This window comes from Polaromonas sp. CG_9.5 (assembly GCF_035984465.1).
Classification (GTDB): Bacteria; Pseudomonadota; Gammaproteobacteria; order Burkholderiales; family Burkholderiaceae_C; genus Polaromonas.
In genome coordinates this window covers 108148-132655 of sequence record NZ_JAXCHR010000007.1, presented here as the reverse complement: position 1 = coordinate 132655, position 24508 = coordinate 108148, and the positions used below count along the sequence as shown (strand labels likewise).

General features: G+C 60.1%; 23 protein-coding genes. 20 read left to right on the top strand and 3 right to left on the bottom strand.

The window, feature by feature from the left end; all coding sequences use genetic code 11:
• Positions 1–34: 34 nt before the first annotated feature.
• The 10 genes from RCH06_RS07725 (at position 35) to RCH06_RS07680 (ending at position 8592) form a co-directional block, all read left to right on the top strand.
• Positions 35–550 carry an LPS-assembly lipoprotein LptE gene (locus RCH06_RS07725; protein ID WP_327080864.1) on the top strand — a complete coding sequence of 172 codons (516 nt, stop codon included), beginning with the start codon at positions 35–37 and terminating at the stop codon, positions 548–550.
• A 192-nt stretch (positions 551–742) separates the two neighbouring features.
• Positions 743–3082, top strand: coding sequence for a heavy metal translocating P-type ATPase (locus RCH06_RS07720; protein WP_327080863.1), 2340 nt, complete (start codon positions 743–745; stop codon positions 3080–3082).
• Positions 3082–3219, top strand: coding sequence for a cbb3-type cytochrome oxidase assembly protein CcoS (gene ccoS, locus RCH06_RS07715; RefSeq protein WP_327080862.1), 138 nt, complete (start codon positions 3082–3084; stop codon positions 3217–3219). The genes RCH06_RS07720 and ccoS overlap by 1 nt, the downstream gene beginning before the upstream one ends.
• Before the next feature lie 69 nt (positions 3220–3288).
• The gene (gene ccoN / locus RCH06_RS07710) at positions 3289–4725 is read left to right on the top strand and encodes a cytochrome-c oxidase, cbb3-type subunit I (protein ID WP_327080861.1); all 1437 of its coding nucleotides are present in this window, start codon (positions 3289–3291) and stop codon (positions 4723–4725) included.
• 13 nt (positions 4726–4738) lie between these two features.
• The gene (gene ccoO / locus RCH06_RS07705) at positions 4739–5365 is read left to right on the top strand and encodes a cytochrome-c oxidase, cbb3-type subunit II (protein WP_327080860.1); all 627 of its coding nucleotides are present in this window, start codon (positions 4739–4741) and stop codon (positions 5363–5365) included.
• A 21-nt stretch (positions 5366–5386) separates the two neighbouring features.
• Entirely contained in the window at positions 5387–5527 is a 141-nt protein-coding gene (locus RCH06_RS07700) for a cbb3-type cytochrome oxidase subunit 3 (RefSeq protein ID WP_327080859.1), read from the top strand.
• Between the two features lie 32 nt (positions 5528–5559).
• Positions 5560–6480: a cytochrome-c oxidase, cbb3-type subunit III gene (gene ccoP, locus RCH06_RS07695; protein ID WP_327080858.1), complete on the top strand. Its 921-nt coding sequence runs from the start codon at positions 5560–5562 to the stop codon at positions 6478–6480.
• Between the two features lie 48 nt (positions 6481–6528).
• Positions 6529–7995 carry a cytochrome c oxidase accessory protein CcoG gene (gene ccoG / locus RCH06_RS07690; RefSeq protein WP_442799618.1) on the top strand — a complete coding sequence of 489 codons (1467 nt, stop codon included), beginning with the start codon at positions 6529–6531 and terminating at the stop codon, positions 7993–7995.
• Between the two features lie 14 nt (positions 7996–8009).
• Positions 8010–8270, top strand: a complete 261-nt coding sequence (locus RCH06_RS07685; protein WP_327080857.1) for a nitrogen fixation protein FixH — start codon at positions 8010–8012, stop codon at positions 8268–8270.
• Between the two features lie 52 nt (positions 8271–8322).
• Positions 8323–8592, top strand: a complete 270-nt coding sequence (locus RCH06_RS07680; RefSeq protein WP_327080856.1) for a hypothetical protein — start codon at positions 8323–8325, stop codon at positions 8590–8592.
• 75 nt (positions 8593–8667) lie between these two features.
• On the opposite strand, the gene fnr is transcribed toward RCH06_RS07680, so the two are convergent.
• Complete coding sequence (fnr, locus tag RCH06_RS07675; RefSeq protein WP_327080855.1) at positions 8668–9465, bottom strand: fumarate/nitrate reduction transcriptional regulator Fnr; 798 nt, start codon at positions 9463–9465, stop codon at positions 8668–8670.
• A 142-nt stretch (positions 9466–9607) separates the two neighbouring features.
• On the opposite strand from fnr, the gene hemN reads away from it, so the two are divergent.
• A complete protein-coding gene (gene hemN / locus RCH06_RS07670) occupies positions 9608–11014 on the top strand; it encodes an oxygen-independent coproporphyrinogen III oxidase (protein ID WP_442799617.1) in 1407 nt (468 codons plus the stop codon).
• Positions 11015–11024: 10 nt separating this feature from the next.
• Positions 11025–11699, top strand: coding sequence for a sulfite exporter TauE/SafE family protein (locus RCH06_RS07665; RefSeq protein WP_327080854.1), 675 nt, complete (start codon positions 11025–11027; stop codon positions 11697–11699).
• 427 nt (positions 11700–12126) lie between these two features.
• Here the strand turns inward: RCH06_RS07665 and rocF are convergent, their stop codons facing one another.
• Together rocF and RCH06_RS07655 are read right to left on the bottom strand one after the other, a co-directional pair.
• The gene (gene rocF, locus RCH06_RS07660; protein WP_327080853.1) at positions 12127–13044 is read right to left on the bottom strand and encodes an arginase; all 918 of its coding nucleotides are present in this window, start codon (positions 13042–13044) and stop codon (positions 12127–12129) included.
• A gap of 34 nt (positions 13045–13078) precedes the next feature.
• Positions 13079–14239, bottom strand: coding sequence for an ornithine cyclodeaminase (locus RCH06_RS07655; RefSeq protein WP_327080852.1), 1161 nt, complete (start codon positions 14237–14239; stop codon positions 13079–13081).
• Between the two features lie 123 nt (positions 14240–14362).
• Between RCH06_RS07655 and RCH06_RS07650 the strand changes: the two genes are divergently transcribed.
• The 8 genes from RCH06_RS07650 to RCH06_RS07615 all read left to right on the top strand — a co-directional run bounded on the left by RCH06_RS07650 (position 14363) and on the right by RCH06_RS07615 (position 24435).
• Positions 14363–14791: an Lrp/AsnC family transcriptional regulator gene (locus RCH06_RS07650; RefSeq protein WP_327080851.1), complete on the top strand. Its 429-nt coding sequence runs from the start codon at positions 14363–14365 to the stop codon at positions 14789–14791.
• 156 nt (positions 14792–14947) lie between these two features.
• Positions 14948–15457 (top strand): molybdopterin-dependent oxidoreductase, encoded by a 510-nt coding sequence (locus tag RCH06_RS07645; protein ID WP_327080850.1) that lies wholly within the window; start codon positions 14948–14950, stop codon positions 15455–15457.
• Positions 15454–16896: a sensor histidine kinase gene (locus RCH06_RS07640; RefSeq protein WP_327080849.1), complete on the top strand. Its 1443-nt coding sequence runs from the start codon at positions 15454–15456 to the stop codon at positions 16894–16896. Before RCH06_RS07645 ends, RCH06_RS07640 begins: the two co-directional genes overlap by 4 nt.
• Positions 16897–16973: 77 nt before the next feature.
• Positions 16974–18083 carry a DNA polymerase III subunit delta gene (holA, locus tag RCH06_RS07635; RefSeq protein WP_327080848.1) on the top strand — a complete coding sequence of 370 codons (1110 nt, stop codon included), beginning with the start codon at positions 16974–16976 and terminating at the stop codon, positions 18081–18083.
• Positions 18084–18087: 4 nt separating this feature from the next.
• Positions 18088–20022: a type IV pili methyl-accepting chemotaxis transducer N-terminal domain-containing protein gene (locus tag RCH06_RS07630; RefSeq protein WP_327080847.1), complete on the top strand. Its 1935-nt coding sequence runs from the start codon at positions 18088–18090 to the stop codon at positions 20020–20022.
• A 107-nt stretch (positions 20023–20129) separates the two neighbouring features.
• A complete protein-coding gene (locus tag RCH06_RS07625; protein WP_327080846.1) occupies positions 20130–20846 on the top strand; it encodes a response regulator in 717 nt (238 codons plus the stop codon).
• Between the two features lie 615 nt (positions 20847–21461).
• Positions 21462–22742 (top strand): MFS transporter, encoded by a 1281-nt coding sequence (locus RCH06_RS07620; protein ID WP_327080845.1) that lies wholly within the window; start codon positions 21462–21464, stop codon positions 22740–22742.
• Positions 22743–22767: 25 nt separating this feature from the next.
• Positions 22768–24435 carry an MFS transporter gene (locus RCH06_RS07615; protein ID WP_327080844.1) on the top strand — a complete coding sequence of 556 codons (1668 nt, stop codon included), beginning with the start codon at positions 22768–22770 and terminating at the stop codon, positions 24433–24435.
• Positions 24436–24508 lie beyond the last annotated feature (73 nt).

Genomic DNA, 24508 nt, shown 5'->3' with positions numbered 1-24508 from the left:
CGGTCAAGGGACTCCACATTCAACAAGGCAACCCATGCAGCGTCGCGCTTTTCTGGTCTTTGCGGCTTCCTCCGCTTCTCTTGCACTCGTCAGCCTGAGCGGCTGCGGCTTTGCGCTGCGCAAGGCGCCCGATTTCGCGTTCACCACGCTCTACAGCGGACTGGCCGAGTCGTCGCCACTGGGCGTGGAACTCCGCAGGTCGCTGGAGGCCACGCGCAAGGTCAAGGTCATCAGCGACGCGCGCCTGATCAACGAGGCGCAGGTGGTTCTGGATGTGTTGCTTGACCAGCGCGAAAAGGTAGTGCTCAGCCTGAATGCCTCCGGCCAGGTGCGCGAGTTCCAGCTGCGCTTGCGTTTTCGCTTCAGGCTGCGCACGCTGGCAGGCAAGGAGCTGATTCCTGCGAGCGAAATTGCCCTTCAGCGCGACATCAGCTTCAATGAATCGGCGGTACTGGCCAAAGAGGCCGAAGAAGCCCTGCTTTACCGCGACATGCAAAGCGACGTGGTTCAGCAGATCATGCGTCGCCTGGCTGCAGTGAAAGAGCTTTAAGGCTGCTTCTGCCGCACTGGCAAGGCGCTGTCGACGAATTCAACGCCCTGGTTGGATAAACGGGTTGGCTGTCAGTCAAACCCGGTTTTAATTCGGTATAAAACGGCAGCGTCCCCGGGTTTTACTGTGTATTAGTGCGGTATTGAACTCAAATCAATACATCGGCCGATAAAGTGGCTAAGCTGCCCCATCATGCAAACGGCCAGTCTGTCACCTCTTCCCCTGTCTCCCTCCGGCCTGTCTGGCGACAAGCTGACTACGGCTGCCAGCGCCACGCCGCTGGCAATGCTGGATGATCCGCAAGAATGGACGGCTTTCAGCCGGTCGCTTCCAGGCCAGCCTTCTTGCTGGGAATCGAGCGTGGTGTTTGAGGGCATGCATTGCGCCGCCTGTGCGCTGACCATTGAAGACGCCTTGCGCCGTGTCCCGGGTGTGCTGTCGGCACAAATCAGCGCGGCCAGCCATCGGGGCCGCATCGTCTGGTCAGACCAAACCATCAAACCCTCCGGCTGGATGCAGGCGGCTGCCCGCGCCGGTTATCCGGCGGTGCCGGCCAACGACGCCTTTGCCAATGACCGCCGGCGTGTCGAGACGCGTCAGGCCTTGTGGCGCCTGGGAGTAGCGGGGCTGTGCATGATGCAGGTCATGATGTACGCATGGCCGGCCTACATCGCCGATCCGGGTGACCTGGCGCCGGACATGGCGCAATTGCTGCGCTGGGCTTCCTGGGTGCTTTCGCTGCCGGTCCTGCTGTTTTCATGCACACCGTTCTTCAAAAATGCCCTGCGTGACCTGCGCCACCGCCGTATCAGCATGGACTTTCCGGTCGCGCTGGGCATGGCCATTACTTTTGTCGTGAGTTCTCTGGGTACTTTCGAGCCGGCCGGAATTTTTGGGGCCGAAGTGTATTTCGACTCCTTCACCATGTTCGTATTTTTCTTGCTGACCGGTCGCTGGCTGGAGTTGCGTCTGCGCGACCGCACGGCGGGCGCGCTGGAAGCCCTGATGAACCGGCTTCCTGACAGCGTCGAGCGGCGCAGCGCGGATGGCGTTTTTGAGCGGGTCGCTGTACGCCGACTCAGCACCGGAGATGTGATACGGGTGTTGCCGGGCGAAGCTTTTCCGGCCGATGGCGTCATTTTGCAAGGCAGTACGCTGGCTGATGAATCGCTGCTGACGGGTGAATCGCGCCCTTTGCCGCGTGGCGAAGGCGGTATGGTGATTGCTGGCAGCCACAATTTGTCTGCCGCCGTCATCATGCGGGTCAAGCATACCGGCGACCAGACGCGGTTTGCCCAGATTGTGGCGCTCATGGAAAGCGCTTCTACCTCGAAGCCGCAACTGGCGCAGCTGGCTGACCGCATCGCCAAGCCTTTCCTGATTTTTGTATTGCTCGCTGCAGGCGGGGCAGGCGCTTACTGGTGGACGCATGACCCGAGCCATGCGCTGATGGTGGCGGTGGCGGTGCTGATCGTGACCTGCCCCTGTGCGCTGTCACTCGCCACGCCGGCGGCCATGCTGGCCAGTGCGGGCGCTCTGGCGCGGCGCGGCGTACTCGTGCGGCGACTGCAGGGGCTGGAAGCTCTGGCCACGGTCAACACGGTGGTGTTCGACAAAACCGGTACGTTGACGCGCGATGCATTTGCGCTGGGCGAGGTGCGCACCCGGGAAGGCGTGTCGAAACAGCAGGCTCTGGCGATGGCGGCTGCGCTGGCACAGCATTCCCTGCATCCGGTTTCACGCGCGCTGGTGGCAGCGAGTCAAGGCGATGCGCTTCAGCCTGCGGCTTGGCAAGTAGAAGAAGCGCATGAAACTGCCGGGCAGGGCGTAGCTGCGCATCTTTTCATGGCAGGCAAACAGACATCGGCGGTGTTGATGCGTCTCGGATCCGCCCGATTTTGCGGTGTCGAATTGCCCGCTACCGACGCGCTGCATGCGTGTCTGAGCGACGAGCAAGGCTGGATTGCCACTTTTGAGCTGCAGGAAGACTTGCGCCCAGATGCCCGTGCCACTGTGGCCGCACTGGCCGCGCGGGGGTTGCAAGTGCATCTGCTGTCGGGCGACTTGCCTGATTCCGTCGCCCGCGTCGCGCGGCAAGCCGGCATTAACAGCGCGCAGGGCGGCTGCACACCGCAAGACAAGTTCGCCTTTTTGCGTGAGCTGCAGGCGCAAGGCCGCAAAGTGGCCATGGTGGGCGATGGGCTGAACGATGGCCCGGTGCTGGCCGGCGCGCATGTGTCGTTTGCTTTTGGACAGGCCGTCCCGCTGGCGCAGGCGCAGTCTGATTTTGTCGTGCTGGGCGAGCGGCTCGATACGGTGGTTCAAACCCTGTTGACGGCACGCCGCACCTTTCGCATCGTTCGTCAGAATCTGTGGTGGGCTGCTCTCTACAATGCCGTTTGTGTGCCCCTGGCCGTGGTGGGCTGGTTGCCCGCATGGCTGGCCGGACTGGGCATGGCGCTCAGCTCGCTGCTGGTGGTGCTCAATGCCTTGCGTTTATCGACCGCTATCGCTCCCTTGGAGAGTCTTTGATGGACATCCTGTTTTTACTCATCCCCTTGTCGGTCATCCTGGTTTTTTTCATTCTGGGTGGTTTGGGGTGGGCCATCTACAGGGGCCAGTTTGAAGATATTGAGGCCGAGGGCGAGCGCATTCTTCGTGATGATTGACGCAGGTCAATCTTGAATTCGTCACACCGCGATACGCTTGAGAAGTTACTAAGTAAAGAAGAGGTAAAAATGACATTCGCCAACACGCGAGCCACTACCTACAACGACACCGTTGTACGGCAGTTCGCCATCATGACGGTGGTCTGGGGAGTGGTGGGCATGCTGATTGGCGTGATCATCGCTGCACAGCTGGCTTGGCCTGCCCTGAACATGGACGTTCCGTGGCTCGGTTACGGCCGGCTTCGAAACCTGCACACGAATGCCGTGATTTTCGCGTTTGGCTGCTGCGGCCTGATGGGCACTTCGTTTTACGTGGTGCAGCGTACCTGCCAGGTCAGGCTGTTTTCGGACAAGCTGGCCGCTTTCGTGTTCTGGGGCTGGCAGGCCGTTCTTGTGTCAGCCGTCATCTCGCTGCCGATGGGCTACACCCAAAGCCGCGAATATGCAGAACTCGAATGGCCCATTGACATCCTGATCACGCTGGTCTGGGTGGCCTATGCATTTGTGTTTTTTGGCACCGTCGGCACCCGCAAGGTCAAGCATATTTACGTCGCCAACTGGTTCTACGGCGCGTTCATCATTGCGATTGCCATGCTTCACCTGGTCAACAACGCAGCCATTCCGGTTGGATTCATGAAATCCTATTCGGCCTATGCCGGTGTGCAGGATGCGATGGTGCAGTGGTGGTATGGGCACAACGCCGTAGGCTTCCTGCTGACGGCAGGTTTCCTGGGCATGATGTATTACTTCATTCCCAAGCAGGCCGAGCGGCCGGTGTACTCGTACCGCCTGTCAATCGTGCATTTTTGGGCGCTGATTTTTACCTACATGTGGGCTGGCCCGCACCATCTGCACTACACCGCGTTGCCTGACTGGACGCAATCCGTCGGCATGGTTTTCTCTTTGATCCTGCTGGCACCCAGCTGGGGCGGCATGATCAACGGCATCATGACGCTGTCGGGTGCATGGCACAAGCTGCGCGATGACCCGATTCTGCGTTTCCTGATCGTGTCGCTTTCCTTCTACGGCATGAGCACGTTTGAAGGCCCGATGATGGCCATCAAGACCGTCAATGCGCTGTCGCATTACACCGACTGGACGATTGGCCATGTGCATTCAGGTGCGCTGGGCTGGGTGGGCTTGATCACGATCGGCAGCATGTACTACCTGATTCCCCGTCTGTTCGGCCAAAAGCAGATGTACAGCATGAAGGCCGTGGAAGTCCATTTCTGGACTGCCACCATCGGCATCGTGATTTACATCGCTGCCATGTGGATTGCCGGTGTCATGCAGGGCTTGATGTGGCGTGCGGTCAACCCTGATGGCACCCTGACCTACACCTTTGTCGAGTCGGTCAAGGCCACCTTTCCCTTTTATGTACTGCGTTTGGCAGGCGGTCTGCTTTACCTGACCGGCATGGTCATCATGCTCTGGAATACATACAAGACTGTTTCAGCGGGTCGTTCGGTGACTGTCACCATTCCGGCTGCTGTGGCCCACGCCTGAGGAAAAAAACAACATGGCTAACCAAAAATCAAGCGGTGGTCTTTCTCACGAAAAGGTCGAAACCAACAACTTTCTGATGATCGTGTTGATCCTTATCGTGCTGGCCATTGGCGGCTTGGTCGAGATCGTTCCCCTGTTCTTCCAGAAATCAACCACAGAGCCTATCAAGGGACTGCAGCCGTATACCGCGTTGCAGGTCATCGGACGTGACATCTATCAGCGTGAAGGCTGCTACAACTGCCACTCGCAAATGATTCGTCCGTTCCGCGCGGAAACCTTGCGCTACGGCCCGTACTCAGTTGCGGGTGAATTTGTCTACGACCATCCGTTTCAGTGGGGCAGCAAGCGTACCGGGCCTGATCTGGCGCGCGTAGGCGGCAAGTACAGCGATGAATGGCATCGGATTCACCTCAACAACCCGCGTGATCTGGTGCCTGAATCCAACATGCCTGCTTACGCATGGCTGGAAAAAAATCCTGTCGATGCCGGTTCAATCAAGGCGCACATGGAAGGGCTTCGTACCGTGGGAACGCCTTACACCGACGAACAGATCGCCAGCGCTGCTGACGATGTCAAAGGTAAAACCGAGATTGAGGCCGTGATTGCCTATCTGCAGGTACTCGGAATTCACCGTAAATAAGATGACGTGAGGCAGGTGGCAATGGAAATCAACACACTCAGGGCCATCGTCACGGTGGTTACCTTTTTGGTCTTTATTGGAATCGTGGCATGGGCCTGGTCGGGCCGCAATGCCAAAAGCTTTGATGAAGCGGCCCAGCTGCCCTTCAAGCAAGAAGAATAGACAGCGCCAAAGAACTGGACAAGGAATAAAAAATGAGCGATTTCACCAGTAATTTCTGGTCGGTCTATGTGGCTGGCATCTCGCTGGTGGGCATCTTTGCCTGCCTCGTGCTTCTATGGTTCAGCGGCAAGGCCAAAGCCATGACCGCCAACGACAATACCACTGGCCATGTCTGGGACGGTGACTTGCGCGAGATGAATAATCCCCTGCCGCGCTGGTGGGTCTGGCTATTCATCATTACCGTGGTTTTTTCTCTGGCTTACCTGGCCATGTACCCAGGCCTTGGTAATTACGCTGGCAAGTTTGGCTGGAGCCAGGTTGGCCAGTATGAAGCTGAAATAGCCAAAGGCAACAAGGAAGTTGAGCCTTTGTATGCCAAGTTCAACAGCATGAAGCCCGAAGACATGGCCGGTGATGCGCAGGCCATGGCGATTGGCGAACGGTTGTTCATGAATAATTGCTCGCAGTGTCATGGATCAGACGCCCGCGGCAGCAAGGGGTTTCCAAACCTCACGGACAAGGACTGGCTGCACGGCGGTACACCTGACAAGATTGTTGAAACCCTGGCCAAAGGCCGTATGGGCAACATGCCACCCATGGCCGCGGCTGTAGGTACGTCCGATGATGTTCGCAACGTGGCGAACTATGTTTTGAGCCTTTCCGGCAGCCCGCATGATTCAGTGAAGGCGGCCCTCGGAAAAAGTAAATTTGGTGCCTGCGCCGCATGCCACGGTGTCGATGGCAAAGGCAATCAGGCCCTGGGCGCGCCCAATCTGACCGACGATATCTGGCTGCATGGATGGGGTGAAAATTCCATAGTGGCCATGATCAACAATGGCAAGGTCAATCAGATGCCCGCCCAGGAAGGCAAGCTCACCGAATCCCAGATTCATGTGCTGGCATCTTATGTCTGGAGCTTGTCCAACAAGCCTGGCGCAGTAGCGCTCAAGTGATTTTTATACCAGCCCGACCCTACTGGGGTTTGGCATGGAGCAGTATCCGTGAACGATTCAAAGCCCGCTCCCCGAAAAGTCATTCCCATCGCGGTGATGGCCGGAGAGCCGCAGCAAACTCAGGCCGCTGGTATCGACGGGGAGTTGATCAGCCTCTACCAGGCGCAAAAGAAAATTTACCCGCGCAGCGTCAGCGGATTGTTTTCGAAATGGCGCTGGGTCATGGTGTTCATTACGCAGATTGTCTTTTACGGGCTGCCATGGCTGGAGTGGGGCCAGCGGCAGGCGGTTCTTTTCGACCTGGAAGCGCGACGCTTTTATATTCTGGGCTTGGTGCTGTACCCGCAGGACTTCATTTATCTGTCGGGCATCCTGGTCATATCAGCCTTGTCGCTGTTTCTGTTCACCGCGGTGGCAGGGCGGCAGTGGTGTGGTTACGCCTGCCCGCAGACGGTTTATACCGAGATTTTTCTCTGGCTGGAAAAACTCACCGAGGGTGACCGCTCGGCGCGCTTGCGCCTTGACGCCAGTCCCATGTCCGTGAACAAGTTCACGCGCAAGGCCAGCAAGCAGTTTCTGTGGTTGGCCCTTTCGCTCTGGACCGGGTTTACCTTTGTCGGCTACTTCACGCCCATCAAGGAATTGGGCCTGAGCTTTATCAACATCAGCATGGGGCCGTGGGAAACTTTCTGGGTGTTCTTTTACGGATTTGCCACCTACGGCAATGCAGGCTTCATGCGCGAGCAGGTCTGCAAATACATGTGCCCGTATGCACGTTTTCAGAGCGCCATGTTTGACAAGGACACCTTGATCGTGACCTATGACGAGGCGCGTGGCGAGCCGCGTGGTTCACGCTCCAAAAAAGCAGACCCCAAAGAACTCAATCTGGGCTCCTGCGTTGATTGCACGCTTTGCGTGCAGGTCTGCCCCACAGGCATTGATATCCGCAAAGGCTTGCAGTACGAGTGCATCAGTTGCGCGGCCTGTATCGACGTGTGCGATACCGTCATGGACAAGATGAATTACCCGCGCGGCCTGATTCGCTATTCCACCCAAAATGCTGTTTCGCAGGGCTGGGGCAAAGCGCAGCTCTTGCGTCGCGTTTTTCGTCCCCGGGTGCTGGTTTACAGCGCCATCTTGATTGCCGTCACAGTTTCCCTGTTCGTCAGCCTGGCATTGCGTTCGCCCCTCAAGGTGGACGTGATTCGTGATCGTGCTTCGTTGGCGCGGATTGTCAGCGGCGACAAGATTGAAAATGTGTACCGGCTGCAGGTGATGAACGCGACTGAAAGCACCCAGAACTACCGCATTACGGCCAGCGGATTGCCGGGCCTGGCTTTGGCTTCTGAAAGCACTGTCTCGGTGAATGCTACCGAATCGCGCGGGGTGACGGTCACACTGCAACTGCCTTATGAAGGCGCAAAATCCGGCTCACATGAAATACATTTTGAAGTCGAATCCATCAACTCCCCGGGGCGCGTGGCAGAAAAATCGGTTTTTCTGGTGCCTCGTTAATGAACGGAACTGTCATGAATAACGAATATGGACAACCCTGGTGGAAGTTCGGCCATGTCTGGATGGTATTTGCCTTGCCTGCCGTGGTCGTGGTCGCCTCGTTCATCACCTTGTACCTTGCCATCAAGGTTCCTGATCCCGTGTTGAACAGCTACGGTCAAGCGGCAAATTCTGCGGAGTCCAAGCCTGAAACGCCATTTTCAACCAATATGGCGCCTGCCATGCAGGCCCGAAATCATGCTGCAACCGGCACGCCCGCTCCGGTAAAACCCTGAAGCGCCAAGAACCTGGCGTCATGCAGGACATCACGAGAGAGACTTCAAGACGATGCTGAACCAACGACTGATGTGGATTGCATGGCCTGCTTTCTTGCTGGCTGGCGTGATCGAAATGCTGGTGTTTGCCATGGTCGATCCTCAAAGCCTGCATTGGTTTGGCCAGCCCTTGGGCCTGTCGCGAGAGGCTGTCTACACACTGGCTTTTTTTGTTTTTTGGCTGTTGACCATGGCGTCGAGCGCATTGACAACGCTGCTCTCCATGTCACCTTTTGAAGTCAATCGCCGTTCCTTGGCGGCGGACAGACCGGTGCAACGGTAAGCCCTTGGCAGCTGGCAGCGCACCCGTCAGCTCTGGCGTCATGGGCCTTGACTGCCGGCTGCGCCGGGTTTTTTATCAGCAGGGTTGCTGATTGTTGTTGACGATCAGCTTGAGCGCATCGGTATCAATAATCCGCACATGGCGCTGCTTGACTTCAACAATTCCGTCTTCAACGAACTTTGAAAAGGTCCGGCTGACGGTTTCAAGTTTCAGGCCCAGATAACTGCCGATTTCTTCCCGGGTCATGCGCAGCAGCAGCTCCGACTGCGAGAAACCCCTTGCATGCAGCCGTTGCACGAGATTAAGCAAAAAGGCCGCCAGACGTTCCTCGGCGCGCATGCTGCCCAGCAAAAGCATCACACCGTGCTCGCGCACAATTTCACGGCTCATGATATTGTGGACGTGGCGCTGAAGCGAAACCACTTCCCGCGACAACTCTTCGATCCGGTCAAAGGGCATGACACAAACTTCCGCATCTTCCAGCGCCACAGCATCACAGGTATGGTGGTCTTTGACGATGCCGTCGAGGCCGATGATTTCGCCGGCCATTTGAAAGCCGGTGACCTGGTTGCGGCCATCTTCAGTGTTGATGCATGTCTTGAAAAAACCGGTACGGATGGCATACAGCGAAGTAAATTTTTCACCGTTGCTGTACAGCCGCGCGCCCCGTTTGATCTTGCGGCGGATCGCCACCACTTCATCGATTTTTTCCAGTTCTTCGGCCTTCAGCCCCATGGGCATGCACAGTTCACGCAGATTGCAGTTTGAACAGGCGATCTTGATGGCGGAGGCATTTACGGGATGGATTTTGGTATCGCTGGCGGCATTTTCCCGTTTGGCTGGATGCGCAGATTCTGAGGTGGCGTCAAACATGAAATTCTCCTGATTGGGGGGTTCGTTGTTTGGTCTGCGACGGTGTAGACCGCTGATCTATGTCAAATAAATTATTGACTTGTCGCGATACATTGGTAGGCGTCTGCCCCAAGATTGTGGGGGCGCGTCTCAAGGAACCGTCATGAACGCACTCGCGGCTAATTGTATGCCCATCCCCTCGCCTGAAATGATGGTGCGTTTTGAGGGCTCCGGTCCTTCCTACACTTCCTACCCGACGACAGACCGATTCGTAGAGGCCTTCACGGCTGACCAGGCGTCGCAGGCACTGGCGCAGCGCAGGCATGGGGCGGCTGCCCTGTTTTTGCCGCTGTCGCTTTACGTGCACATTCCTTTTTGCGAATCGCTGTGCTACTACTGCGCCTGTAATAAAAGCATCACCCGGCAGCATGAGCGCGCCGAAGCTTACCTGCGCTACCTCAGCCGCGAGGTAGACCTGCACACGGCGCACCTCGGGCTTGGCCAATCCGTCTCCCAGCTGCATCTGGGGGGCGGAACCCCGACCTTCCTCAGCGACGACGAACTGCGTGAATTAATGGCCATGCTGCGGCGCAGTTTTGCCTTTTCGCCAAGCGGTGAATACTCGATTGAAGTGGATCCGCGAACCGTTGACGCCGCGCGATTGGCCACACTGGCCGAGCTGGGTTTTAACCGGCCGAGCTTTGGCGTTCAGGACTTTGACGCTGCCGTCCAGAAGGCCGTGCATCGTATCCAGCCCTTTGAGCAAGTGCGCGCATTGATTGAGGCGGCGCGTTTGCTGGGGTTCAAGTCGATCAATGTGGACTTGATGTACGGGCTGCCACAGCAAACCCCGGAGTCGTTCGAGCGCACGCTGGCGCAGGTGAGCCAATTGCGGCCAGACCGCATTGCGCTGTACGCCTATGCCCATCGGCCGCAGCGCTTCAAGCCACAACGCCGTATTTCTGTGGCCGAGCTGCCCACGGTAGAAGCCAGGCTGACGATGCTGTCACGCTCGCTTTCGGCGTTTCAGGCCGCAGGCTATGTGCATGTGGGCATGGAGCACTTTGCGCTGCCCGACGATGCACTGGCCATCGCCAAGCGGCAAGGCCGGCTGTACCGCAGTTTTCAGGGCTACAGTACCCAGCCTGACTCCGACCTGATCAGTCTGGGCGTGTCGGCCATCGGGCGGGTGGGTGCCACTTACAGCCAGAACGCCACGACGCTGGACGAATACTACGATCACCTCGACCAGGGCCGCCTGCCTGTGGTGCGGGGGCTGGCGCTGTCGCGCGATGACATGGTGCGGCGCAGCGTCATCATGGCGCTGATGTGCCAGGGGCATCTGGAGATTGAATCGATTGAGCTGGCCCATCTGATCGATTTCAAAACCTACTTTGCCGCCGAGTTGACGCTGCTGCATGACATGCAGGCGCAGGGGCTGGTGGAAGTGACCGACACCAGCCTGCGGATTACGCCAACCGGCGGGTATTTCGTGCGTGGCGTGGCGATGGTGTTTGACCGCTATCTGCAGGCCGACCGTACGCGGGCAAGACTTTCCAGGATCATTTAAAAACACCTGCATGAAAACATCGCTGGCGATGACCGCCTTACTCATGGGACTGGCCGGTGGGCCGCACTGCATCGCCATGTGCGGCGCCGCCTGCGCCGGTATCGGCAAAGCGGCCGGCGCGCGCAAAACATCGGCGCTCTGGACTTTCCAGGCGGGCCGGCTGCTCAGTTATTCGGCGCTGGGCGCAGTGGCGGCAGCTTCCATGCAGGGCTTGGGCTGGCTGACGACACAAACCGCCGCCCTGCGACCGGTCTGGACGCTGTTTCATGTCGCCGTGATGATGATGGGCCTCATGCTGGTGCTGCTGGCGCGCCAGCCGGTCTGGCTCGACACCACCGCCCGCAACGTCTGGGCCCGCGTTCAGGCTTTCAATGCCGCTTGGGGGCGCGGTGCACCGCTGGCGATTGGTGCGCTTTGGGCCTTCATGCCTTGCGGCTTGCTGTATTCGGCGGTGCTGGTGGCGGCGCTCAGCGGCGGGCCGCTGGACGGTGCGCTGACGATGGCGCTGTTCGCGCTCGGCAGCAGTGTTTCACTTTTGATCGGCCCTTGGCTCTTGCTGCGACTGCGCGGCAACGGCAGCGGCGAATGGGGCGTCCGGCTGGCGGGTCTGGCGCTGGTGGTGACATCGGGCTGGGCTTTGTGGATGGGCTTGGTGCATGACACGGCACCCTGGTGCAGTGTGTAGGCCCCCACGCTCCGCCGCTGCGCGGGTCGCTGCCCCCCGAGGGGGCGCTGCGCCTGCGGCCCGGCGAAGCCGAGAATGTCGCCCCCCACGCTCCGCCGCTGCGCGGGTCGCTGCCCCCCGAAGGGGCTGCTGCGCCTGCAGCCCGGCAAAGCCGGTTCTGCGGCCCCTGCTGGTGGGGAAGTTGTACCCCAACGCTTCTTGCAGATAGCCGCTTTGCCAGCGGCCCGGTCAAGCCGGTTTTGCCGTCCTCGCTGATGTCCAGGGGTTTTTGGCTCTTTAGCGCGTTTTTATTTGACCAAAAAACGGATTTTTCGCATGAAATAAGCCGATTGCGCATGCTGGGTATGCGCAAGCAGCTATTAATTCAGTAGCAAATAGCCTTCTGCTAAAGCTGCAGTCCGCAATCCTGGTGCTCCGTGATGTCGCGCTATCCGCGCCGCATCAGTGTGCTTTTACCAAACAGGCTTTCAATCAGGTCCAGCGCCACTTCCGCTGTGGCGTTGCGCACGTCCAGTGCTGGATTCAGCTCCATCACGTCCAGCGACGCCAGTCGGCCCGTGTCGGCAATCATTTCCATGCACAGCTGCGCCTCGCGGTAAGTCGGGCCTCCCTTGACCGCCGTGCCAACGCCGGGCGCGAAGCTGGCATCCAGAAAGTCCACATCAAAGCTCACATGCAGGTGCGTGTTGTCGTCCATGCCCGCCAGCGCCGCTTTCATGGTGTGCCGCATGCCCATCTCGTCGATGTAGCGCATGTCGAATACTTCCATGCCTGACTGCCGGACGAAGCATTTCTCTCCTTCGTCCACACTGCGGATGCCGATCTGGCGAAAAGCCGATGCTTGCAAGGCGGGCGTCATGCCGCCAATCGCCGTCAGCTCAGCGGGCCCGTGACCGCACAGCACCGCCACCGGCATGCCGTGTGTGTTGCCGGTCGGCGTCAGCTCATGGGTGTTGAAATCGGTGTGCGCGTCCAGCCACAGCACGCGCAGGTTTTTGCCCTGCTGACGGCAACGGCGGGCCACCGCACTGATCGAGCCAATCGCCAGGCAATGGTCGCCGCCCAGCAAAATGGGCAATTCGTCTTCGTCCAGCGCGGCATGCACCGCTTCATGCACCGCATGGTTCCAGGCCGCCACCTCGACCAGATGGCGGTAGCCGCTGACCGGGGCTTGCCACGGGTTGGCCGGTCCGCTGACGTTGCCCCAGTCGGTCACGCGCAGGCCAATGCCTTCGAGCGTGGGTTGCAGCCCGGCAACGCGAAAGGCTTCAGGCCCCATTGAAGCGCCGCGCGTGCCTGCGCCCACGTCGGTGGGGGCGCCTATGAGTCGGATGTGTCGTGTCATGTAGAGGTTGATTCCATGTTGAATAAAGAGGGTTTCAGGCCAGTGCAGCCTGATTTTCGTCAGCTTGCACAGCAGGGCAAGAAGCGGCAGCGGCTGCACTGATCGGCTCTGAAGGGCGCTTGGCTGAAGTTTCGGCAGAAAAAGCCGGCTTGATGAGCTGGTAAAGATTCTTCGGGTCGTCCAGTCGGGGAATCAGGGGAATGGCGCTGCCGGCGGCCAGCGCTTGCGCCGTGTCGTGAAGATACCGCAGTGCAGAAAAGTCCTCAAGTGCAAAGCCGACCGAGTCGAACACCGTGATCTGCGCTGCGCTGTCGCGCCCGGTTTTTTCACCCGACAGCACCTGCCACAGCTCGGTCACGGCAAAGTCTGCTGCCATCTGCTGCAAGTCACCTTCCGCGCGGGTTTGCGGTTCGTATTCGACGAACACCTTGGCGCTTGCCAGCACATCGGCATGAATCTCGGTTTTTCCGGGACAGTCGCCGCCGACCGCATTGAGGTGCGTGCCCGGCTTGAGCATGCCCGCCGTGATGACGGTGGCATAGGCTTTGTCGGCGGTCACGGTGGTCACGATGTCGGCATTGCGCACGGCTTCAAGGGTGCTGCTGCAAGCCCGCAGGCACAGACCCCTGGCGTCGGGGTTGGCTTGCAGGTTGCGCATCAGCTTGGCGGTGGCGGCGGGGTCAATGTCGTACAAATGGATTTCCTCAATGCCCAGCAGATGGTGAAAGGCCAGCGCCTGGAACTCGCTTTGCGCGCCATTGCCAATCAGCGCCATCACGCGGCTGCCCGGCCGGGCCAGTGCACGCGCCGCCACGGCGGAGGTGGCCGCCGTGCGCAGGGCGGTGGTCAGCGTCAGTTCGCTGATCAAGAGCGGCACGCCGGTCGCCACATCGGCCAGCACGCCAAACGCCATCACCGTGGACAGGCCAAGCGCCGTGTTTTTCGGATGGCCGTTGACGTATTTGAAGGTGTAGGTGTGGGCATCGGCAATCGGCATGAGCTCAATCACGCCACCAGGCGAATGGCTGGCCAGGCGGGCCGACTTGTCAAAATTTTGCCAGCGCAAAAAATCCTGCTGGATGCAGTCGGCTATGCCTTTGAGCGTCTGGGCCAGACCCTGCTGGCGCACGATGCCGGCCACATCCTGCGGGCTTAAAAACAGGGTGTTCAGGCTGGGTGTGGTGGGGGTGTTCATGGTTGTCTCGCCTTGTTTTATAAAGATAAGCACCAGTGTGTTTCAGCCATGAATCAATAACAAGTGTCAATAATGGGGGTAAATAGCCAATATGTTGACGTAATGACAGAAAAAGGTGCCTAAATGGACGAAACCGACCACCAACTCATTGCCCTGCTGCGCCACGATGCGCGCCTGTCCGTGGCCGCGCTGGCGGCCCGGCTGGGCGTGTCACGCGGCACCGTCACCAACCGCATCCGGCGGCTTGAAGACGACAACGTCATCGTCGGCTACACCGTGCGACTGCGGCCTGACGTGCCGCGCAACGAGATCAAGGCCTGGATGAGCATTGCGGTGGACGGCAACCAGACCCGCAGCGTGATTGCCAGCCTGCTGGGCGAGCCCGGCGTGGCGACGCTGCATGACACCAATGGCCGCTGGGATTTGCTGGCCGAACTGCGCGCCGAAAATCTGCAAGACCTGGCCAAAGTGCTCGAACGCATTCGCCTGCTCAAGGGCATCAGCAACACCGAAACCAGTATTCATCTGGAAACCTACCGGCTTTCTGTCTAGCGGCGCATCAGGCGCACGATGGGCCTTGCAGCGCGACAAGTCTGTTTTTACCGAAAACACTTTGTGTCAAACTTGCGGTAAAGTTTTTGTCGGAACGAAAAAGAGCGTCTCGAATACGCTCGCTTCACGAGACCTTCTCTTCAGACAGGAATGCTCATGTTCTCATCGCTGCGTCGCCAAGTTTGTCTTGTCGGCCTGTTGGCCCTCACGCTTTATGGACCTACTCAAGCACTGGAGGCGCCCAAGGGCCCGGTTGTCTTGTCCATGAGCGGTCACATCACCCAGAAAAATGCGGCTGACCGGGCCAACTTTGACATGGATATGCTGGCGGCCTTGCCCCAGCACACGTTCACCACTAACGCGCCGTGGTTTGCAGGACCAAGGCAGTTCACCGGCCCTTTGCTGCGGGATGTGCTCACCGCCGTTGGCGCGCAAGGAAAAACCCTCAGGGCCGTCGCGTTGAACAACTTCAAGACTGACATCCCGGCGGATGATGCCGTGCAGTTTCCCGTGATCATTGCGCTGCTGATGGAAGGAAAACGCATGCCGATTCGCGAAAAAGGCCCGCTGTTTATCGTCTACCCCTACGACACAGACATTGAGCTTCAATCGACGCGCTACTACAACCGCTCAGCCTGGCAGCTTCGCGCCATTGAGGTTCAATGATGCCAGCGCGCCAGACTACGAGCCACTCGCCCTGGCCGGCCAGTCGCTGGGCGTTGGCAGTGGCTGCGGTGCTGGTGGCGGTGTTCGTGGCCATAGGCTGGATACAGATACGCCAGGCCAAGCTGCTGAACAGCGCGGTGTGTTACACCGAGGACAACATCACCTGGATCTTTTCCCAGCTTGAATTGGAATATGTGGTCTTGCGCGACGATCTGCGCCAGGCACAGCGTTACCCCGCCAGCTTTGACACGCAGGCGCTGCGCGAACGTTATGAAATTTTTGTCAGCAGGATCTCGCTGGTGTCGCCCGAGCAGGTTGGCGAGACACTCGCGCCCAGTGCGGAACAAGTAAATACCGTCGGACAGATCAGGCAATTCGTGAGTCGTGCTGATCCCTTCCTGTCAGAAAATGCGTCTGTCGCCCTGACGCCGCAAGTCATTGGTCAGCTTCTGGACGAAATGCTGCCGCTGCTCGAACCCATCCACAACATGGCGCTGTCAAGCGTCAACATGATGGGGAACACCATTGCAAATCGCAACGACGCGGCACGCAGTCACGGCTATATCAGCGTTGCCTTAAACATTTTCCAGGGCTTTTTGACGCTGGTGTTCGCTGTCCTGCTAATTCGCCAGGTCCGGTCGGTCGAGCAGCGACGCCATGAGCTGGAGCGGGCAAGCACTGAGATCTTCAGGCTCAACCGCGAGCTTGAAGAGCGCGTGCGCCAGCGCACGGCCCAGCTGGAGGCGACGAACCGGGAGCTGGAGGCTTTTTCCTATTCCGTGTCGCACGACCTGCGCGCACCGCTCAAGACCATCAACGGCTTTAGCCACTTGCTTGAGCGCGCGGTCGGCGACACGGCCAGCGAGAAAATCACCCACTACCTCAGCCGGATTCGCGCCGGTACGCAGCAGATGGGCGAGTTGATTGATGGCATGCTGTCGCTGGCCCAGTTGTCACGCAGCACGCTGCAGGTCAAAGACGTGGACCTGGCGGTGATTGCGCAGCGCATCGAGCGCGACTGTCGCGAGCGCGAGCCGCAGCGCCAGGCGCAATTTCAAATTCAGCACAGCTTGTGCGTCAAAGGCGATGCACGCCTGCTGGACTCAGTGATGCAAAACCTGCTGCTCAACGCCTGGAAGTTCACCTCCAAACGGGCGCTGGCCCGCATTGAAGTCGGCAGCCTGGCGGCGGACAACGGCGAAACCGTCTATTTTGTCAAGGACAACGGGGCCGGCTTTGACATGGCGCACGCCGCCAAGCTGTTTGGCACCTTTGAGCGGCTGCACGCGCCGACGGATTTTCCGGGCTATGGCATCGGACTGGCGACGGTGAAAAAAATCATTGAGCAGCACGCCGGCCGCATCTGGGCGCAGGGCCAGGAAAACGAAGGCGCGACGTTTTATTTCACACTCGGGCCAGTGCCAGCTCACGCACCCTGACAGGCGGGTTGCCGCGCACTGTGCAACCGCAAAGCCGGGGCGGCCAGACTCAATGCGTATCCTAAAATCGTCTCACTATGCAACTGGCCCCCGCTCAACTGTCTGACCACCTCAAGCGCGGCCTCAAAAGCCTCTACACCCTGCATGGCGACGAACCGTTGCTGGTGCAGGAATTTGCCGACGCCCTGCGTGCGGCGGCCCGCAGCCGTGGCTACACCGAACGCACGGTGCACACCGTGTCCGGTGCGCATTTCGACTGGAGCGAAGTGCTGGCCAGCGGCGGCTCGCTGAGCCTGTTTGCCGACAAGCAGATCGTGGAAGTCCGCATTCCCAGCGGCAAGCCCGGCAAGGACGGCTCGGTGGCGCTGCAGCAGCTGGCCGAGCGCGCCCAGGGCGACGACTCGACACTGACGCTGGTCATGCTGCCCCGGCTCGACAGCGCCACCAGCAAAGGCGCGTGGTTTGGCGCACTCGAGAGCTTTGGCGTGACGGTGAAATTCGAGCCGGTTGGCCGGCCCGTGCTGCCGCAATGGATCGCCCAGCGCCTGCAGCAACAAGGCCAGCGCGTCGCCAGCGGCGAAGAAGGCCAGCGCACGCTGCAGTTTTTTGCCGACCGCGTCGAAGGCAACCTGCTGGCCGCGCACCAGGAAATCCAGAAACTGGCGCTGCTGTACCCGGTGACAGGGGACGGCGTTTTGAGCTTTGAGCAGGTTGAAAACGCCGTGCTCAATGTAGCGCGCTACGACGTGTTCAAGCTGTCAGAAGCGGTGCTCGGCGGCCAGCCCTTGCGCGCCGCCCGCATGATTGACGGCCTGCAGTCCGAAGGCGAGTCTGAAGTGCTGGTGCATTGGGCGCTGGCCGAAGACATCCGCAGCATGAAGCGCGTGAAAGACGCAATCCGCGCCGGCCGGCCCATGCCGATGGCGCTACGCGACAACCGCGTCTGGGGCGCGAAAGAAAAACTCTACGAACGCGTCTTGCCCGGCATGAGCGATGCCGCGCTGGCCCGGCTGCTTGATGCGGCGCAAAAAGTCGATGGCATCGTCAAGGGGCTGAAGCAGCCCGACTGGCCGGCCAGCGGCTGGCAGGCGCTGCACCGGCTGGCCGGCATGGTGTGCGAATACTGCGCCGCCCCATCGCGCGCGCCTCCTGCCCAGCGCGCCGCGCCGGGCAGCGCGAAGCGCTAGTGGCATGCAGCACACGGCGTCTCTTTCCAAAAAGCTGATCCGCATCGGTGCCAGCCTGCTGGTGCTGGCGCTGGCGTCGATCGGGCTGACCTTGTGGGTCACCTGGCAGTTGGAGGGCGGCGCTGCAGCCGTGAACGAAGCCGGCCGCATGCGCATGCAAACCTGGCGGCTGACCAGCGCCGTGTATGCTGGCACGCCGCAGCCCGAGCTGCAGCGCCTGGTCAACAATTTCGAGGAAAGCCTGTCGGTGCTGCGTCGCGGTGATGCGTCCCGGCCGCTGTTTGTGCCTTGGGACGCGCGCGTCAAAGACAAGTTTTTGACCGTCGAGTCGCTGTGGCTTGTGCAGCGCCAGCAGTGGCTGGGCGGGCCGGCCCTGCCGGTGGGTGCGTCACTGCAGGCGAGTGGGGATTTTGTCGAGGCGATTGACGCCTTCGTGCTGGCCATCGAGCTGCATTTGTCCCGGCTGACCGCCATCCTCAACCTGTTCCAGTTCGCCATGATGGCGTTGGCGATTGGCGGCGCGGTCATCATGCTCTACACCGGCTATCTGTACGTCATCAGCCCCTTGAGCCGCTTGCATCAAGGGCTGGGCAAGGTCGAGGCCGGAGAATTTGCGGCCCGCATTGAAGTCGATACCGAGGACGAGTTTGGCCAGGTCGCCGCCGGTTTCAACCGCATGGCCGGCAAGCTCGATGCGATGTACAAAGGGCTTGAATCGCAGGTCGAGGCCAAGATTCGGCACATCGAGGCGCAGCGCGTGCGGCTGGAGGCGCTGTATGAAGTCAGCGCGTTTTTGGCGCAGGCCGGCAGCATCGAAGAGCTGGCGCAAGGGTTTGCCCAGCGGGTGCGCACCCTGATGAAGGCCGACGCCGGCGCGGTGCGCTGGTCGGACGACGCCAGCCAGCGTTACCTGATGCTGGCGTCTGACTGTTTTCCGCAGGACATGCTGGAAGAAGAACGCAGCTTGCTGTCGGGCGCTTGCGTCTGCGGCAACCTGCAGTTTGATTCAAAAACCCGCGTCATCCCGATCCTGAGCCATGACGAAATCCCGGTGCGGCGCTGCGCCAAGGTCGGCTACGAAAGCGTCGTCAGCGTGCCGATCCGGCTGCAGCAGCGCTTGCTGGGCGAATTCAACCTGTTTTTTCGCAGCCCCGTCACGCTCAGCGACGAAGAAACCGAGCTGCTCGACGCACTCGCCAGCCACCTGGCCAGCGCCCTTGAAAGCCTGCGCGCCGCCGCGCTGGCCCGGGAAGCCGCCGTGGCCGAAGAGCGCACCATGCTGGCGCGTGAGCTGCACGACTCAATCGCGCAGTCGCTGGTGTTCCTCAAGATCCAGCTGCAACTGCTGCGCATCGCCGCCCAGAAAGGCCAGACTGCGCAAATGCACCAGGCGCTGGACGAACTCGATGTTGGCCTGCGCGAGAGCATCGGCGACGTGCGCGAGCTGCTGGTGCATTTCCGCACCCGCACCAACACCGACGACATTGAGCAAGCGCTGCAGGAAACCCTGCAAAAATTCCAGCACCAGACTGGGCTGCCGACGCACCTGAAAGTGCATGGCGACGGCCTGCCGCTGCCGCCCGACGTGCAGGTGCATGTGCTGCATGTGCTGCAGGAAGCGCTGTCCAATGTGCGCAAGCATGCCAGCGCCAGCAAGGTCGAGCTCGAAGTCCACAAGGGCGCGCAGTGGCGCTTCATGGTGCGCGACGACGGCATCGGTTTCGATGCGCGCCAAGGTCACGGCCCCTCGCATGTCGGCATGAAAATCATGCGCGAGCGCGCCGGCGGCATTGGTGCCCACGTTGAAATCATCTCCAGGCCAGGGCAGGGCACCATCGCCAGCCTGACGCTGCCCACGCATCCGGTATCAAGAAGCAGCGGCACGGCCATCACCGGGCTGGAGCTGGAGTCGCTGGCCGGGCTGATGCGCAGCCATTGACCCAACCTGACATTAAACGACGGAATAGTAATGAAAAATGCCTCTGGTGTACGACCCGCCTGCGCAAGCAGCTATTTAATTCATAGCGTATTGCAAAGGGCGAAGCGATGGAACTGATTCGCCTGCTGGTGGTCGATGACCACACGCTGTTCCGGCGCGGCCTGATCGCCTTGCTGTCGCAGGACGAGCGCTTTCAGGTGACTGGCCAGGCCGGCGACATCGGCGAAGCGCTGCGCTGCGTGGCCCAAGCGCCGCCCGATTTGGTGCTGCTCGACAACCACCTGCCCGGCGTGCTGGGCGTCGACGGCATTGCGTCGCTGAAAGCAGCCGCGCCGGGCATCCGCATCCTGATGCTGACCGTCAGCGAAAACGAAAACGACCTGGCCGCCGCGCTGCAAGCCGGGGCTGACGGCTACCTGCTGAAAACCGTGGAACTCGACCACCTGTCCGAATTCATCATCAAGGTGCTGGCCGGCGAATCGGTCATCAGCCCCGAAATGATGACCAAGCTGGTCACCGCTTTTCGCAGCAAATCTGCCTCACCCGAGCCGCTGGTGCCAACGCCGTGCGAACCTGCAGCGTTGCCCGAAATGCCGGCGGAGGCAGCCGGGCAGACCGCGCGCGCCGGCATTGATTTGCTGTCAGCGCGCGAGCGCGAAGTGCTGGCCCTGATCGCGCTGGGCGACAGCAACAAGCTGATTGCGCGCAAGCTCGACATCGCAGAAACCACGGTCAAGATTCACGTCCAGCACATTCTGCGCAAGCTGCAACTCACCTCACGCGTGCAGGCCGCCGTGGTAGCCGCTGGTCTTGAGGCGGGTTGAGCAATAACAAGGCAATACTCATTTATTGATAGCTGCTTGTGGCCGCCAGCCGTGCACCACAGGCCGATAATCCATTAAATTGCCAAGTTTTTCAGCGATTCATTGGCTTGTGCTGTGAAATTGTCCTTTTGCCGCGCCCACTTTGCCGTGGGACGGCCTTAAGGGGGGCTTGACGGCCTTGACGCGGCCCATGCGCCGCATTCATTGACGGCTTCAAACGCCTTGTCAGGCAGGGCATTTGCCTTGTCGCAGAGTGGCCGGAGTAGCGCAGGCGGCATGCGCTGTTCGCAGGTTCCTTGTCCGTAGCGCGTGACGGTGCGCAGTCCTCGTTCAGGCCGGTCGTCCCATGCATTTGCCTGGCTATGTTTTTAATAGCTGTCTGCGCTTTCCAGTCTTGCGCAAATAGCCTGAAAGACGTTCAACAAAGCGGCTGCGGCATGGGCTTACTGCATTGCTGGCCCGGATCAAATTTGATCTGCATCAATCTTTCCCTGAATTGACGGGGGAGTAGTCCTTCAGAACGATGGCCTGCGGGTTGGCCATCGTTCTTGTGCTGCCGCGCCACGGGTCGAACGGAGGATATTCAAAAGCCCGGGAAAACCCGACAGTCATGTCATGTCCCTGGAGAACAACGTGGCTTCCGAGCTGAACAATTCAAGAAAAGCCTGGTCGGTGCTGATCGTCAGCACGCTGGCGTTCACCGTCTGCTTCATGGTCTGGATGATGTTCGGCGTCATTGGCATCCCGATCAAGAAGATGCTGAACCTGAACGCCACCCAGTTCGGCCTGCTGACCGCCATGCCGGTGCTGACCGGCTCGCTGATCCGCGTGCCGCTGGGCATCTGGACCGACAAATACGGCGGCCGCATCGTTATGGCGGTGCTGATGGCCCTCACCGTGCCAGCGATCTGGATGATGAGCTACGCCACCCAGTACTGGCATTTCATCACCATCGGCCTGTTCGTCGGACTGGCGGGCGGCTCGTTTTCGGTCGGCACGCCGTATGTGGCGCGCTGGTTTCCCAAGAACCGCCAGGGCACGGCGATGGGCGTGTATGGCGCGGGCAACTCGGGCGCGGCCGTCAACAAGTTCGTCGCGCCGGTGATCCTGGTGGCCTTCGGCTGGACCATGGTGCCGCAGGCGTATGCGGTCATCATGCTGGCCACGCTGGTGCTGTTCTGGCTGTTCAGCCACAGCGACCCGAAGCACCTGGTGCCGAGCAATGTCAGCTTCAGGGACCAGCTCAAGGCGCTGAAAGACCCCAAGGTGCTCAAGTACTGCCAGTACTACAGCATCGTGTTTGGCGGCTATGTGGCGCTGTCGCTGTGGATGGTGCAGTACTACATCGGCGAATACGGCCTGGACATCCGCACGGCGGCGCTGCTGGCGGCCTGCTTTTCGCTGCCCGGCGGCGTGCTGCGCGCGGTTGGCGGTGTGCTGTCGGACAAGTACGGCGCACACAGCGTGACCTGGTGGGTGATGTGGGTGAGCTGGATCTGCCTGTTCCTGCTGTCGTATCCGCAGATGGATTTCACGCTCTTGACCGTCAACGGCCCGACCACCTTTCACCTCGGCCTGAACATTTATGCCTTCACCGGGCTGATGGGTGTGCTGGGCGTGGCGTTTGCCTTTGGCAAGGCCAGCGTCTTCAAGTACATCAGCAACGACTATTCGCACAACATCGGCGCGATCAGCGGCATCGTCGGACTGGCCGGCGGCCTGGGCGGCTTTGTGCTGCCCATCCTGTTCGGCGTGCTGATGGATTTGACCGGCATCCGCTCCAGCGCCTTCATGCTGATGTATGGCGTGGTCTGGGTCTCGCTGATCTGGATGTACTGGACCGAGGTGCGCCGCACCGATGTCATGGGCCGCAGCGCGGCAGTCGCCCCAGCCTGAACCCGAATTTACTACCGAGAAAATCATGAGCCTTAAAACTGCCTCCTCTGCAGGCGCTACGGTGCTGCCGTCCGGGAAGGATTCCGGTGCCGACATCGGCGACTGGCGTCCTGAAGACGAAACTTTCTGGGAAACCACCGGCAAGCGCATCGCTTACCGCAACCTCTGGATCTCGATTCCGGCCCTGCTGTGCGGCTTTGCCGTCTGGGGCATGTGGGGCATCATCACCGTGCAGATGATGAACCTGGGCTACCCGTTCAGCCAGGCCGAACTGTTCACCCTCACCGCGATTGCCGGTTTGGCCGGGGCGACGATGCGCATTCCGGCGTCGTTCCTGATTCGCCTGTCCGGCGGCCGCAACACGATTTTCCTGACCACCGCCATGCTTCTGGCTCCGGCGATTGGCACCGGCATTGTGTTGCAGCACCCGGAATGGCCGCTGTGGTCGTTTCAGCTCATGGCGCTGTGGTCTGGCGTGGGCGGCGGCAACTTTGCCAGCTCCATGTCCAACATCAGCAGCTTTTTCCCGAAGCGCCTGCAGGGAACCGGGTTGGGGCTGAATGCCGGTCTTGGCAATTTTGGCGTGACCACGATGCAGATCGTGATTCCGCTGGTGATGACGGTGAACATCTTTGGCAGCTTCGGCGGCGAACCGATGACGCTGCTCAAGGAGAGCGGCTGGATTTTTGGCGCCATTCCGCCCGGCACGCCGACCTGGATCCAGAACGCGGGCTTTGCCTGGGTGCTGTCGCTGGTGCCGCTGTCGATTTTGTGCTGGTTTGGCATGAACAACCTCAAGACGGTCTCGCCCGCTATTGGCGGCACGATTCCGGCCTTCCTCAAAATTACCTGGCTCTACACGCTGTCGTTCATTCCTGCCGGCATCGGCCTGTACCTGTACCTGCCCAAGCCGTCGGGCCTGGGCGTGCTGAACATGTGGCTGGCGATGCCGCTGATCATTGTCAGCACCTTGATGGTGCTCAAGGTCACGGCCTTTGGCCCGATGAAGGAAAACGTCGCCAAACAGTTTGCCATCTTCAGCAACAAGCACACCTGGTCGCTGACCATTTTGTACATCGTCACCTTCGGCTCGTTCATCGGTTTTTCGATGGCGCTGCCGCTGGCGATGAAGGTGATTTTTGGCGTCAGCCATGTACCGAACGCAGCCGGTGTGATGCAGCACACGCTGAACAACCCGAACGCGCCCGCCGTGCTGGCTTATGCCTGGATCGGCCCGTTTGTGGGCGCGGCAATTCGGCCTGTGGGCGGCTGGATTGCCGACAAGGTCGGTGGCTCCATCGTCACGCAGGCGATTTCTGCGGTCATGGTGCTCGCCTCGGTGGCGGTCGGGTACGTGATGCTGCTGGCCTACAACTCGGCCACGCCTGAGCAGTATTTCTTCGCTTTCATGGCGCTGTTCGTCGTGCTGTTTGCTGCCAGCGGCATTGGCAACGGCTCGACCTTTCGCACCATCGGCGTGATTTTTGACCGCCAGCAGGCCGGCCCGGTGCTGGGCTGGACTTCAGCTATCGCCGCCTACGGCGCTTTCATTGCCCCGGTGGTGATTGGCGCGCAGATCAAGGCCGGAACGCCACAAAACGCGATGTACGGCTTTGCGATTTTTTACGCCCTGTGCCTGGTGCTGAACTGGTGGTTCTACCTGCGCGCCGGTGCAGAAATCAAGAACCCTTGAGCCCTCTTGCTCCCTCTCCCTCCGGGAGAGGGCAGGGGTGAGGGCTCCCCGAACCTCACACTTTTTATTGAAT